This window comes from Dermacoccus sp. BD5 (assembly GCF_044878485.1).
Taxonomy (GTDB): Bacteria; Actinomycetota; Actinomycetes; order Actinomycetales; family Dermatophilaceae; genus Dermacoccus; species Dermacoccus nishinomiyaensis.
On sequence record NZ_JANJER010000023.1, the window covers coordinates 1 to 14,081 of the forward strand.

The 14,081-nt window shown below is 70.1% G+C and carries 12 protein-coding genes; all 12 read right to left on the minus strand.

The features are described 5' to 3' along the window. Window positions 1-376: 376 nt before the first annotated feature. On the minus strand, window positions 377-1,639 hold the full coding sequence (tyrS, locus tag NQ706_RS12750; RefSeq protein ID WP_038568546.1) for a tyrosine--tRNA ligase: 1,263 nt from the start codon (window positions 1,637-1,639) through the stop codon (window positions 377-379). Window positions 1,640-1,756: 117 nt separating this feature from the next. Then, window positions 1,757-2,395, minus strand: a complete 639-nt coding sequence (locus NQ706_RS12755; RefSeq protein WP_038568548.1) for a DNA-3-methyladenine glycosylase — start codon at window positions 2,393-2,395, stop codon at window positions 1,757-1,759. A gap of 140 nt (window positions 2,396-2,535) precedes the next feature. After that, entirely contained in the window at window positions 2,536-3,969 is a 1,434-nt protein-coding gene (gene argH, locus NQ706_RS12760; RefSeq protein WP_038568550.1) for an argininosuccinate lyase, read from the minus strand. An 80-nt stretch (window positions 3,970-4,049) separates the two neighbouring features. After that, window positions 4,050-4,631 carry an arginine repressor gene (locus NQ706_RS12765; RefSeq protein WP_038568552.1) on the minus strand — a complete coding sequence of 194 codons (582 nt, stop codon included), beginning with the start codon at window positions 4,629-4,631 and terminating at the stop codon, window positions 4,050-4,052. After that, entirely contained in the window at window positions 4,628-5,560 is a 933-nt protein-coding gene (gene argF / locus NQ706_RS12770; protein ID WP_006944188.1) for an ornithine carbamoyltransferase, read from the minus strand. The genes NQ706_RS12765 and argF overlap by 4 nt, the downstream gene beginning before the upstream one ends. Beyond that, window positions 5,557-6,798: an acetylornithine transaminase gene (locus NQ706_RS12775; protein WP_081873675.1), complete on the minus strand. Its 1,242-nt coding sequence runs from the start codon at window positions 6,796-6,798 to the stop codon at window positions 5,557-5,559. Before NQ706_RS12775 ends, argF begins: the two co-directional genes overlap by 4 nt. Continuing rightward, window positions 6,795-7,727: an acetylglutamate kinase gene (argB, locus tag NQ706_RS12780; protein WP_038568554.1), complete on the minus strand. Its 933-nt coding sequence runs from the start codon at window positions 7,725-7,727 to the stop codon at window positions 6,795-6,797. Before argB ends, NQ706_RS12775 begins: the two co-directional genes overlap by 4 nt. Further along, on the minus strand, window positions 7,724-8,875 hold the full coding sequence (gene argJ / locus NQ706_RS12785) for a bifunctional glutamate N-acetyltransferase/amino-acid acetyltransferase ArgJ (RefSeq protein WP_038568556.1): 1,152 nt from the start codon (window positions 8,873-8,875) through the stop codon (window positions 7,724-7,726). Before argJ ends, argB begins: the two co-directional genes overlap by 4 nt. Next, window positions 8,872-9,282 carry an ACT domain-containing protein gene (locus NQ706_RS12790; protein WP_006944305.1) on the minus strand — a complete coding sequence of 137 codons (411 nt, stop codon included), beginning with the start codon at window positions 9,280-9,282 and terminating at the stop codon, window positions 8,872-8,874. Before NQ706_RS12790 ends, argJ begins: the two co-directional genes overlap by 4 nt. After that, the gene (gene argC, locus NQ706_RS12795; RefSeq protein WP_006944230.1) at window positions 9,282-10,328 is read right to left on the minus strand and encodes an N-acetyl-gamma-glutamyl-phosphate reductase; all 1,047 of its coding nucleotides are present in this window, start codon (window positions 10,326-10,328) and stop codon (window positions 9,282-9,284) included. The genes NQ706_RS12790 and argC overlap by 1 nt, the downstream gene beginning before the upstream one ends. 107 nt (window positions 10,329-10,435) lie before the next feature. Beyond that, entirely contained in the window at window positions 10,436-12,967 is a 2,532-nt protein-coding gene (gene pheT / locus NQ706_RS12800) for a phenylalanine--tRNA ligase subunit beta (RefSeq protein ID WP_038568558.1), read from the minus strand. Between the two features lie 4 nt (window positions 12,968-12,971). After that, window positions 12,972-14,069, minus strand: a complete 1,098-nt coding sequence (gene pheS, locus NQ706_RS12805; RefSeq protein WP_038568560.1) for a phenylalanine--tRNA ligase subunit alpha — start codon at window positions 14,067-14,069, stop codon at window positions 12,972-12,974. Window positions 14,070-14,081 lie beyond the last annotated feature (12 nt).

Consider the following 14,081-nt stretch of genomic DNA (forward strand, 5'->3'; position numbering starts at 1 on the left):
ATAAGTGCCACAAAAATGTTTGGCGATGATCACATCGGCACGCTGTTGAGTTCTCAAAACACCATCGCACACCACACGAAGCAGGACCCTTTTCGTTTCCCGCCCCGCTCGGGGCAACTCGTCAACCTTACCACCCTCGCTCCCCGACTTCAACTCGGCGCTTGGAACCACATCGCTGTAATTCGTTGCGTCCCAGTCGAATTGGTGACCAAGAGCCGTCCGAGTGAGTCGCTGTTTCCAGCTCCCCGCTCGCGGCGACTCAGAGAACATTACACAGCGCGGCGGGTGCTGCCAAATCGACAGCCCGGGTGCGGCCACCACCCCGGGATGCGCAACGGGGACCCACCGTCATGGTGAGCCCCCGTTGTCGTCTCGGTCAGTGCGCGAGCCGCGCGGCTGCCTGGTGCTTGCGCCCACGCTTGATGATCGCGGCCACGCCGTGGAGGAAGTCGTCAGCGCTCAGTTCGTGCTCCGGGTCGTCGAGCTTCGCGTTGTTCACGGAGATGGCGCCGTCCCCGATGAGACGCCGGGCCGCATTGCGAGACTCCGCGATGCCGACCGCGATGAGCGCGTCCGTCAGGGTGGTACCCGGTGAAACCTCTCCCCCGGGCAACTCCGCGACGGCGTCACGCAGCGTCCGCGCGTCGAGGGCCGTCACGTCACCCTTGCCGAACATCGCCTCACTCGCCGCGATGGCGCCGGCCGTCGCCGCCTCACCGTGCACGAGCGTCGTGACGTCGGCCGCCAGCGTCTTCTGCGCCACTCGCTTGAAGGGTTCCTCGGCCACGGCGCGTTCGAGCTCCGCGATCTCGTCCTTCGTCCGATCGGTCATGAACTTGATGAGCTTGATGACCTCGGAATCCTCGACGTTGAGGAAGTACTGGTAGAAGGCGTACGGGCTCGTCATCTGCGCGTCGAGCCAGATGGCATTGCCCTCCGACTTGCCGTACTTCTGCCCGGACGCGTCCGTGAGCAGCGGCGAGGTGAGCACGTGCACACTCTTGCCCTCCACCGAACGGATGAGATCAGAGCCGGCGATGAGGTTGCCCCACTGATCGGAGCCGCCGAGCTGCAAGGTGCAGCCGTACTCGCGGAACAGGTGCAGGTAGTCGAGGGCCTGGAGGATCTGGTAGCTGAACTCCGTGTAACTGATGCCCTGCTCGGAGTTGAGGCGCGCCGCGACGGCGTCCTTCTTGATCATCCCGTTGACGCGGAAGTGCTTACCGTAGTCACGCAGGAAGTCGAGGGCCGATATGCCCTGAGTCCAGTCGAGGTTGTTGACCGCGATGGCGGGGTTGTCGCCGTCGAAGTCGAGGAACGGCTGCACCTGCTCACGGATGCGCGCGACCCACTGCGCCGTCTGGTCCTTCGTCTTGAGCACGCGCTCCGCGCTGGGGCGCGGATCACCGATGAGACCCGTCGAACCTCCGACGAGGACGATGACGCGATGCCCGGCGCGCTGCAGCCGTCGCAGCTGGATCAGCTGGACGAGGTTGCCGAAGTGCAGGGACGGCGCCGTCGGGTCGAAGCCGCAATACACCGTGAGCGGTCCGTTCGCGAGCGCGTCACGCAGCTGCGTCTCGTCGGTGGTCTGCGCCACCGCTCCGCGCCACTGCAGCTCGTCGAGGATGTTGCTCACGTCGTCCCTTTCGTCAGATGCTTCGGTTGCGCGGATCACGCACCCACCCCAGAGTCTCCCACGACCGCCCGATCCGGCGCGCCTGCTGCGTGGAGGGCGCCGCTGCAACGGGCTGCGTCAGCGCTTGCGCACCCGCGTCACCGCGGCGCGGTAGGCGGATACGCTCGGCTCGCCCGGGATCCAGAAGCGCCAGGGGAAGCTCTCGCCCTCACCGCCCGGCCCGCTCACGCCGACACGCGGGCCGGTGAGGTACTCGGGCGCGACGTGGCCGTCCGGTCGACGGACGACGACCTGGGCATCCGGCCCGACGACGGGAGTGCCGCCGAGGATCGGCTCGATCGCGAGCGCCTTCGCGAGGTTGCCCGGGCCACGAGCGAGATGGGCGTCCTTGGGAATCGGCGCGCCCTCGCGTGCACTCGCCATGCGCCGCTCCCGCGCACGGTCGAGGCCGTCGATGATCTCGCCAGAACGGACGAGGCAACCGGCCGACTCTCCGTCAGCCCCGCAGACGAGGTTCAGGGCCCGGTGGATGCCGTAGTTGATGTAGACGTAGCAGGTGCCGGGCGGGCCGAACAGCGCGGAGTTGCGGTCGGTGCGGCGCTTGAAGCCGTGCGAACCCGGGTCGACGGCGCCATGGTAGGCCTCCACCTCGGTGATACGCAGCGTCACCCCCGCGTGCGAGATGGTGAGGCCCAAGAGCTTCGGCGCGACGTCGACGGGCGGATGGGCGAAGAACGATGAGTCGAGATCTGGCACGCCGACATTGTGTCGCCCCCGCTCGATTCGGGCCACCTCCCTCGGTGTGCGGCCCCGGACGCGATGTTGCCCGGGTTTCGGGGGCGTCGGCCCCCGAAACCCGGGCAACATCGTGCGTCAGCGTGAGCGGATGTCGAGCGTCAGCGGATGTCGATGGGTCGGCTCGCCCAGGTATGCAGTTCGCTCGACTTCGCGTGCGCGGCCTCGAGCTGTTCGGCGACGCGGTCGGGAGCCGTCCCGCCCGTCGCGTTGCGGGAGGCGAGTGAACCGGGCACGCTCAGCACCTCGCGCACACCCGGCGTCAGGTGCTCGCTGATGGCGGCGAGGTCATCGTCGCTCAGATCCCACAGCTCGATTCCGCGCTGCTCGCACGCCTGCACGCACTCCCCTGCGACCTCGTGCGCGATACGGAACGGCACGCCCTCGCGCACGAGCCACTCGGCGATGTCGGTGGCGAGCGAGAAGCCCTGCGGCGCGAGGGATTCGAGACGCTCCGGGTGGAAGGTGAGCGTCGCCGTCATGCCCGCGAAGGCCGGCAGCAGCAGCTCGAGGGTGTCGACGGCGTCGAAGACCGGCTCTTTGTCCTCCTGCAGATCTCGGTTGTAGGCGAGCGGGAGCGCCTTGAGCGTCGTCATCAGGCCTGCGAGATCCCCGACGAGACGGCCCGCCTTGCCGCGCGCCAGCTCGGCGACGTCGGGGTTCTTCTTCTGCGGCATGATGCTCGAGCCGGTCGAGAACGCGTCGTCGAGGGTGACGAAGCTGAACTCCTTCGTCGCCCACAGCACCACCTCCTCCGCGATGCGGCTGATGTCGACCGCCGACATCGCGGCGACGAACGCGAACTCGGCGACGAAGTCACGCGACGCGGTGCCGTCGATGCTGTTCTCGACGGGGCGCGAGAAGCCCAGATCGTCGGCCACCGAGGCCGGGTCGAGGCCCAGCGACGACCCCGCGAGCGCGCCCGAGCCGTACGGCGAGGCGTCGGTGCGTCGATCCCAGTCGCCGAAGCGCTCGACGTCGCGCAGCAACGCCCACGCGTGCGCGAGCAGGTGGTGGCTCAGCAGCACGGGCTGCGCGTGCTGCAGGTGCGTGCGCCCCGGCATCGCGACACCGAGATGCGTCTGCGCCTGCGCGACGAGCGCGTCGACGACGTCGAGCAGCAGCGCCGCGACCGAGCGCGCGTGATCACGCAGGTACATGCGGAACAGCGTCGCGACCTGATCGTTGCGCGAACGTCCGGCCCGCAGGCGACCGCCGACGTCCGCGCCGGCGCGCTCGATGAGGCCGCGCTCGAGCGCCGTGTGCACATCCTCGTCCTCCTGCGCCGGCGTGAACGCGCCCGACTCGACGTCGTCGAGCAACTGCTGCAGCGCCGCGAGCATGGCCGCGAGCGCCTCGTCGTCGAGCAGACCGGCGCGGTGCAGCACGCGCGCGTGCGCCCGCGAACCGGCGATGTCATAGGGCGCGAGGCGCCAGTCGAAGTGCGTCGACTTGCTCAGCGCGGCGAGCGCATCCGCCGGGCCACCGGCGAAGCGACCTCCCCAGAGACTGAGGCGGGCGTCGGGCTGGGTCATGGGGTGAACCTCTCCTTCATCGGATGGATCGGGCGCGGGGCGCCGGGGAGATTGGAACGGTTGGAGCAGGGCTCGAGGGCTCAGACGCCGCGAATGTCGCCGCGAGAACCGGCGTCGGGATCGCCGCTTTCCTGGGCGTCGTCATCGTGGTCGGCGGAGGCGAGATCGTCCGTACGGCCGGCGAGTTCCAGGAAGCGCTTGGCGACGGGCGCCGCCCCCTGCGGGTCGCGGCAGATCACCATGATCGTGTCGTCGCCGGCGATCGTGCCGAGGACGTCGGTGAACTCCGCGTGGTCGATCGCCGAGGCGAGAAAGTTCGCCGCGCCCGGCGGGGTGCGCAGGATGACGAGGTTCGCCGACGACTCCGCTGTCACGAGCAACTCGCCCGACAGCCGGCGCAATCGTTGGACCGCCTCGGTGCGCGCGGCGCCCGCCCGAGGCGTGCGGTCACCGCCCTCGCCGGGCACGGCGTAGACGAGCGTGCGGCCCTGACGCACCTTGACCGCGCCGAGCTCGACGAGATCACGTGACAGCGTCGCCTGCGTGACGTCGACGCCGTCAGCGAGCAGCCGCTCGGCGAGATCCGTCTGCGACCGGATGGACTCGCGCCCGAGGATCTCGCGGATGCGCTGATGGCGCGCACCCTTCGTCTGCGCCATCATGCGTGCTCCGCGAGGAACGTCAGCAGCGCCTTCTGCGCATGCAGCCGGTTCTCCGCCTCGTCCCACACGACCGAGGCGGGGCCGTCGATGACGTCCGCGGCGATCTCGAAACCACGGTATGCCGGCAGGCAGTGCATGACGATCGCGTCAGGCGCCGCGTGCGCCATCAGCTCGCTCGTCACGCTGAAGGCGCTGAACGGATTGCTCTCGCCCTTGCGCGTGCTCGCCTCGTCCTCCATGCCCATCGACACCCACGTGTCGGTGATGACGACGTCCGCGCCCGTCACGGCTTCGATGGCGTCCTCGCTCGCATGCGCGCCGCCGCAGGTCGTCGCGGCGATCTCCTTGGCGCGCTCGAGGATCGCCGGATCCGGGCCGTACCCGTGCGGGCCGGCGACGGTGATGTCGGCGCCGGCCGTCGCGAAACCGAGCAGGTAGCTGTGGGCCATGTTGTTCGCAGCGTCACCGACGTAGGCGACCTTGCGACCGGCAGCGCTGCCCTTGTGTTCGGCGACCGTCAGCAGGTCGGCGAGGATCTGGCAGGGGTGGAAGGCGTCCGTCAGGGCGTTGACCACGGGCACGCCCGCGTGCTCGGCCATCTCCTCGAGGCGGTCCTGGCCGTAGGTGCGCCACACGATCGCGCTGACCTGGCGCCCAAGCACCTTCGCGACGTCGTGGATCGACTCACGCGTGCCGATCTGCGCGAGCTTGCCGTCGACGATCATCGGGTGCCCGCCGAGCTCGGCGACCCCCACGCTGAAGCTGAGCTGCGTGCGCAGCGTCGGCTTGTCGAAGATGATGGCGACGCCCTGGGGACCCGCGAACGGCTGCTTGGCGTGCCGGTCTCGTTTGAGCGTCGCCGCGAGCGCGAGCACCTCGGCCTGCTCGGCGGGGCTCAGGTCGTCGTCACGCAGGAAGTGGCGGGTCATGAGGCGTTCTCCTCGGTCTCGGCGGCATCGAGCAGGCCGGGCAGCGCGGCGACGAAGGTGTCGATCTGCTCGCCCGTGATGACGAGTGGCGGGGCCAGGCGGATGACGTCCGGGCCCGTCGCGTTGATGATGAAACCCGCCTCGCGGGCTCGGACGACGACACGCTGCGCGAGCGGGTCGCGCAGCACGATGCCGCGCAGCAGGCCGCGGCCGCGGACGGTAACGACGCGTTCGTCGTCGAGGTTCTCGACAGCCGCGACGAGGTGCTCCCCCAGCCGCCGCGCCTGTTCGCGCAGGCGTTCGTCCTCGATCGTGCGCATGACGGCGACGCCCGCGGCGCACGCGAGCGGGTTGCCGCCGAACGTCGAACCGTGCTGGCCGGCCTCGAACATCGTCGAGGCGGCACCGAAGGTGACGAGCGCACCGATCGGCACACCGCCGCCGAGGCCCTTGGCGAGCGTGATGGCGTCCGGCATGACCTCGGGTGCGATCGTCTGGAACCCGAACCACTCGCCGGTGCGTGCAACGCCCGTCTGCACTTCGTCGATGATGAGCAACGCCCCGCGTTCGCGCGTCACCTCGCGGGCCGCGCGCAGGTATTCGGGCGAGGCCTCGATGACGCCCGCCTCACCCTGGATGGGTTCGAGGATCACCGCGCCCACCGTGTCGTCGACGGCTGCCCGTAGCGCCTCGACGTCGTGGTAGGGCACGCGAGTGACGCCCGGGACCAGCGGTTCGAACGGCTCGCGGTAGGCCTGCTTGGAGGTGAGCGACAGCGCGCCCAGCGTGCGGCCGTGGAAGCCGCCGTCCGCGACGACGACACCGGGGCGAGCGGTACGGCGCGCCAGCTTGAACGCCGCCTCGTTGGCCTCGGCGCCGGAGTTGCAGAAGAAGACGCGCGTGTCGGCGTCGCCACCCGACGCGGCGACCAAGCGTTCGGCGAGCTCGATCTGCGGGCGCGTCGTGAAGAAGTTGGACACGTGGATGAGCTTCGCCGCCTGCTCGCTCACCGCGGCGACGAGCGCCGGGTGGGCATGGCCGAGAACGTTGACCGCGATACCGGCGAGCAGATCGAGGTACTCGCGGCCCTCGACGTCGCGAACAACGGCGCCCTCGCCGCGCTCGAGGACGAGCCCGGGCGCCCCGAAGACCCCCATGAGGGAGGCGCCGTAGCGCTGCGTCAGATCCCCGTGCGTCGGCATCGTGGACGCCGGGGCGTCATGGTCGGCCGGGTTCATCGGCGTCCTCCTGAGGTGATCATCGTGCCGATCCCTTCGTCCGTGAAGATCTCGAGCAGGATGGAGTGCGGGCGTCGCCCGTTGACGACGTGGGTGTGCGGCACGCCCCCGCGCACGGCGCGGATGCAGGCCTCGAGCTTGGGCACCATGCCCGAGTCGACCGTCGCGAGCATGCGTTCGGCCTCGTCGACGGGCAGCTTCGACAGCAGCGACGACTCGTCCGGCCAGTTCGCGTAGACCCCCTCGACGTCCGTGAGCACGACGAGCTTGTGCGCGCCGAGCGCGACGGCGAGAGCACTCGCGGCGGTGTCGGCGTTGACGTTGAGCACCTGCCCCTCGCGCTCGAGGTCGGGCGCCACGGACGAGATGACGGGGATGCGCCCCGAGTGCGCGAGGTCACGCACGATCTGCGGGTCGACCATCTCGACATCACCGACGAGGCCGACGTCGACGGCCTCACCGTCGACGATGGCGGGGCGGCGGCGGGCGCCGAACAGGCCTGCATCCTCGCCGGAGAGGCCGAACGCCATCGGGCCGTGATTGTTGATGAGGCCGACGAGTTCGCGCGAGACCTGGCCCGTCAGCACCATGCGCACGACTTCCATCGTCTCGGGCGTCGTGACGCGCAGGCCGCCGCGGAACTCGCTCTTCATTTCGAGCCGGTTGAGCATCGCGGCGATCTGCGGGCCTCCGCCGTGGACGACGACGGGGCGTAGCCCGGCGTAACGCAGGAAGGCGATGTCCTCGGCGAAGGCACGCTTGAGGGCGTCGTCCGTCATGGCGTTGCCGCCATACTTCACGACGACGAGAGCGTCCTGATACTTCTGCAGCCACGGCAGCGCCTCGACGAGGGTGCCCGCCTTGAGGCCCGCCGAGGCGAGCGACGAGAGGTCGCGAGGCTGGGTCGTCTCGTGCTCCGTCCCGCTCATGTGCTGTACGCCGAGTTCTCGTGGACGTAGTCGTGCGTGAGGTCGTTCGTCAGGACGGTGGCGTCGGCGTCACCGGCGTGGAGAAACACCTCGACCTTCACTTCACGCTGAGACATGTCGACGCCAGAGCGGTCGTCACCGACCCCGCCGCTGCGGCACACCATGACGCCGTTGATCGCGACATCGAGCTGCGCCGGCTCGAACGCGGCCGAGGTGGTCCCGACGGCCGCGAGAACCCGCCCCCAGTTGGGATCGTTGCCGAACACGGCGCACTTGAAGAGGTTGTTGCGGGCTATCGAACGTGCAACCTCAAGTGCATCGTCAACGTTGGCGGCGCCCTGGACGTCGATCGTGATGTCGTGCGCGGCGCCCTCCGCGTCGGCGATGAGCTGTTCGGCCAGGTCGACGCAGACTTGCGTGAGAATGGCCGTGAACTCCCCCATCTGCGGGCTCACCCCGCTCGCTCCCGAGGCCATGAGCACGACAGTGTCGTTCGTCGACTGGCAACCGTCCGAGTCGATACGATCGAACGACATCGCCGTCGCCGCGCGCAGCGCCTCGTCGGCCTGCTCGGCGGTGAGGACCGCGTCGGTCGTGATGACGACGAGCATCGTCGCGAGGGACGGCGCGAGCATGCCGGCGCCCTTCGCCATGCCGCCGATCGTGTAGCCGGAACCGAACCCGGTGCACTCCTTCGCGACCGTGTCCGTCGTCATGATGGCGGTCGCGGCGTCCTCCCCGCCGTCAGCGCTCAACGAACCGGCCGCCGCGGTGATACCGGATTCGATCTTGTCCATCGGCAGCAACTCACCGATGAGGCCCGTCGAGCAGACGACGACGTCACCGGCGCTCACACCGACGGCCACGGCGGCGAGTTCGGCACTGCGGTGCGTGTCGAGGAAACCCTGCGCCCCGGTGCAGGCGTTGGCGCCACCGGAGTTGAGCAGAACGACGTCGGCGCGCCCGTCCGTCACCACCTGGCGCGACCAGGTCACCGGCGCCGCCTCGACGCGGTTCGAGGTGAACACGGCGGCGACGACGTGCTCGGGCCCGTCGTTGACGACGAGGGCGACGTCGGGGCGCCCGCTGGGCTTCAGCCCCGCCGTCACGCCCGCCGCGCGGAAGCCTGCGGCAGCGGTGACACTCATGGTTTCTCCTTGATGATGTGCCCGCCACGAGCCCACAGCTCACGAGCGCGCGCGGATTCGTACGTCGGCACCATGATCCAGTCGGTGTCGAACGTCGAGACGGTGAAGACGGTGACGTCGGCCTCGCCGAGCGGCGCGACGATGGCCGAGAGCAGACCCGTCAGCGCGAAGTCGAGCGGACCCTCGACCTCGAACACGTGGAACGGGCCCTGCTGACGCACGACCGCGTCCCGCGGGATCGCTGAGGTGAGGCACAGCACCGACGTCTCCGACGCCGTCGCACTGACGGAGACGAGCGGCGCGTCCGTGAGCGCCCATTCGGGCACGACCTCCTGCGCGCCGAGGCGCACGTACGACAGCTCCTCGGGGTGGGCGATGAGGGTGAACCGAGCTCCGAACGCGACCATCAGGGGCTCACCCCCGCGAGCGGCAGGCCCGTGGTCTCGCCCAGGCCGAGCGACAGGTTCATCGACTGCACGGCTGCACCGGCCGTCCCCTTCGTCAGGTTGTCGACGGCGGAGGTGACGACGACGCGCCCCGCCACCTCGTCGAGCGCGAACTGCAGGGTGACGACGTTCGACCCGAGCACCGAACCGGTCGCGGGCCACGACCCGGCAGCCAGGAGCTCGACGAAGGGTTCGTCGGCATAGGCCTCGGCGAAGGCGCGCGCGACGTCATCAGCCGTCGTGCCGGGCGCCAGCCGAGCCGTCGACGTCGCGAGGATGCCGCGCGGCATGGGGGCGAGCGTCGGCGTGAACGACAGCGTCACCTCGCGCTCACCGCCGGCGGCGAGACGCAGGTTCTGCGCGATCTCGGGCGTGTGACGGTGCCCGCCGCCGACGCCGTACGGGCTCATCGACCCCATGACCTCGGCGCCGAGCAGGTGTGGCTTGAGGCCCTTGCCGGCCCCCGAGACACCCGAGGACGCGACGACGACCACGTCGTCGAGCGCGATGAGGGACGCCGCCGCGAGCGGCGCGAGAGCGAGCGAGACGGCCGTCGGATAGCACCCGGGGACGGCGACGCGGCGCGCGCCGCGCAGCTGCTCGCGCCGCTTGACGCCCTTCGAGACGAGTTCGGGCATCCCGTAGGCCCAGGACCCCGCGTAGGGCGTGTCGTAAAAACGCTGCCAGTCGCTCTCGCGCTCGAGCCGAAAATCCGCGCCACAGTCGATGACGACGACGTCTGCGTCGAGCTGCGCGGCGAGCGCAGCGCTCTGCCCGTGCGGCAGTGCGAGGAAGACGACGTCGTGGCCGGCGAGGGCGTCAGCGTTCGTGGCAAGCACGGGTCGCTCGGCGAGGGAGAACAACGACGGGTGATGATCGCCGAGGCGCGAACCGGCGGAGGAACCCGCCGTCAGTGCGCCGATCTCGACGTCGGGATGGGCGAGCAAGAGGCGCAGGATCTCCCCGCCCGCATATCCACTCGCCCCGGCGACAGCTGCTGTGACCATGCCCCCAGCCTAGCGCAGATCGCATACCCATGCACTTTTAGGTCATACTCATGCACACAGGGTGGAGACGGCGTCACGCCGCCCCCACCCTGTCGATCATGCCGGAATCAGGCGCCGCGCAGGCTCGCTCCAACACTCTCGTCGACGGCGCGCACTGCCGCGTCGCGTGCCGCGTTCACCTCGTCGGTCGTCAGCGTCCGCTCGGGGGAACGGAAGAACAGGCGGTACGCGAGGGACTTCTTGCCCTCACCGACCTGATCGCCCGTGTAGATGTCGAACAGCGCGACCGACTCGAGGTGTTCACCGGCCCCCGAGCGCAACGCCGTCTCGACGCGAGCCGCAGGGACGGACGCGTCGACGACGAGCGCGACGTCGGAATGCGCCTGCGGGAACGTCGCGATGCTCGAAGCGACACCGGGGCGCTCGGCGTACGCCGACAGCGCGTCGAGGTCGAGTTCGCCCCCGACCGTGCGGGCCGGCAGCGAGAACGCCGCGACGACCTTGGGGTGCAGCTCGCCCGCCGCGCCGATGACGGTGCCGTCCGGCAGCGCGATGCTCGCGCAGCGTCCCGGGTGGAACGGCGCCACCTGCGTCTGCTCGATCGTCAGGTCGACGCCGAGCACGCGCCCGATCTGCAGCGCCACGGCGATCGCGTCGCTCCAGTCCGCGCCGCGCCCGGCACCCCACCAGCCCTTGCGCTCGCTGTCACCGGCGGCGACCCAGGCGACGTGGCGCGGCTGCGCCGGCACGGCCGAGCGGATCGCGTCGAGCACCTCAGGCGCCGGGTGCACGCCGACCGGTGACGTCGGCGCGTGGCCCGCCTCACCGGCGACGACGAGACCGATCTCGAACAGCGCCACGTCCTTGAACCCGCGCGCGACGTTGCGCTTGAGCGAATCCATCATCGTGGCGAGAACACTCGTGCGGATGAGCGGCAGCTCGTCCGACAGCGGGTTGGTCAGGCGCACGCTCGTGCGCCGCGCGTCGTCGGCTGCGAAGCCGAGCTTGTCGTGTACGTCATCACTGACGAACGGCAGCGAGATGATCTCCGTCAGGCCGGCCATCGCGAGCGCATTCGCCACGTTGCGGCGGTGGCGCTGCGACGCCGTCAGCCCACGCCCGGCGAGGGGTCGCGGCAGGACGGATGGGATGGCGTCATACCCGCGCAGACGCGCCACTTCCTCGACGAGGTCGGGCCCGCTCGTCAGGTCGGGGCGCCACGTGGGCGGTGTCACGCTCCACAACGGTTCGTTGCGCTCGACCCGGCACCCGACGGCGTCAAGGCTCTCGGCGACCTCGTCGTCGGAGTACGCGACACCGACGAGCCGCGTCGGCTGCTGCGGGTCGAAGTCGATCGGCTGCGGCGCGCGCGTCGTGTCGAGGTCGGTGACGCCGTCGTCGACGACGCCGCCGCCGTACTGCACGAGCAGTTCGACGGCGAGCTGCGCCGCGGCTGCCGCGATCTGCGGGTCGACGCCACGCTCGTAGCGCTTGGACGCCTCGCTGCCGAGCTTGTGGCGGCGCGCGGTGCGGGCGACGGAGACCGGGTCGAAGTGGGCGGCCTCGATGAGGACGTCGGTCGTCGAGTCGCTCACCTCGCTGTCGGAACCGCCCATGACGCCGGCCAGCGCCAGCGGGCGTGCACCGCCGTCGGTGATGAGCAGATCCTCGGCGAACAGGGTGCGCTCGACGCCGTCGAGCGTCGTCAGCTTCTCCCCCGCGCGGGCGCGTCGCACGACGATCTCCTCGCCCAGCGCCCCGAGATCGAACGCATGCAGGGGCTGGCCGAGCGCCATCATGACGTAGTTGGTGACGTCGACCGGCAGCGAGATCGAGCGCATGCCCACCTCGGTGACGGCCGTCGCGAGCCACGCGGGCACCGGAGCGTTCGGGTCGATGCCGCGCACGACGCGTGCGACGTACCGGTCGCAGCCGACCGCGCCACGCAACCCCTGGGGGTCGTCGACGCGCACCGGGTAACCCAAGTCGTTCGCTGCCGGCGCCCTCGTCGTCAGCGCATCGACCGGGTCGGTGAAGCTCGCGCCGGTGGCGTGGCCGTACTCGCGCGCGATGCCGCGCATCGAGAAGCAATAACCGCGATCGGGGGTGACGTTCACCTCGACGGTCTCGCGGTCGAGCCCGAGCAGCGGCAGTGCGTCCTGGCCCGGCGTGAGCGACGAGGCGTCGACACCGAGGCGCTGCGGCAGCAGGATGATGCCGCCCGAGCCGTCGTCGGGCAGGCCCAGTTCATCTGCGGCACAGATCATCCCGGCCGACAGGTGACCGTACGTCTTGCGGGCGCTGATGGCGAAGCCGCCCGGCAGCACGGCACCCGGCAGCGCGACGACGACGGTGTCGCCGACCTCGAAGTTGTGCGCGCCGCACACGATGCCCTGAGGTTCACCGGTGCCGTTCGCGTCACCGACGTCGACGGTGCACCAGTTGATGACCTTGCCGTTCTTCTGCTCCTCGGGCGTCTTCGTCAGCACGCGGCCGACGACGAGGGGGCCGGTGATGCCGCCGCCGTGGATGGCCTCCTCCTCGAGTCCGACGCGCACGAGGTCCGCGGCGACCTGCAGGCCGGTTGCCCCTTCGGGCACGTCGACGTACTCGCGCAGCCATTCGATGGGAACTCGCATTGTCTCAGACCTCCAAGCCGAACTGGGCGTCGAAGCGGACGTCGCCCTCGATCATCTCGCGCATGTCGGATGCGCCCGTGCGGAACATCAGGGCGCGTTCGACGCCCATGCCGAACGCGAAACCGCTGTACTCGGCCGGGTCGACGCCGCAGGCGCGCAGCACGTTCTCGTTGACCATGCCGCAGCCGCCCCACTCGATCCAGCCGGTGCCGCCGCAGGTGCGGCAGGCCGCGTCCTCCCCGCGGCAGACGAAGCACCGCAGATCCATCTCGGCGCTCGGCTCGGTGAACGGGAAGTAGTTGGGGCGCAGGCGCGTCGTGATGCCCTCACCGAACAACTGCGTCGCGAGGTGGTCGAGCGTGCCCTTGAGGTGCGCCATCGTGATGCCCTTGTCGACCGCGAGGCCCTCCATCTGGTGGAAGACGGGCAGGTGCGTCGCGTCGAGTTCGTCGGTGCGGTACGCCTTGCCGGGCGCGACGATGTAGAGCGGCACCCCACGATCGAGCATGGAGCGTGCCTGCACGGGCGAGGTGTGCGTGCGCATGACGAGGCCGCCGTCGGCGGGGTCGAGGTAGAACGTGTCCTGCATCTGGCGCGCGGGGTGGTCCTCGTCGAAGTTGAGGGCGTCGAACACGAACCACTCGGCCTCGACCTCGGGCCCCTCGGCGACCTCCCACCCCATGCCGACCATGAGGTCGACCATGAGCTGCTGCATGAGTTCGACGGGGTGACGCCCGCCGACGGGGCGACGCAGCGCGGTCGCCGTCGTCACGTCGACGGCCTCTTCGGTGAGGATGCGCTCATCGCGCTCGGCCTCGAGTTCACCCTGGCGAGTCTTCAGCGCGGCGCCCACACGGCCACGTGCCTGGCCGACGCGCTTGCCCGCCTCGGCCTTCGCCGACGGCGGCAGCGCGCCGATCTCGCGGTTGGCCAGCGCCAACGGGGACTTGTCACCCGCGTGCGCCGTGCGCACGTCCTTGAGCTCCTCGAGCGAGGACGCGGCGGCGATGGCGGCGAGAGCGGCGGTGACGTTGGACTCGACCACCTCTGGGGCGAGGGCAGCGACCTCGACGGGGTCGTAGTTCGTGTTGGGGCCAGACATGCGCCCGAGTCT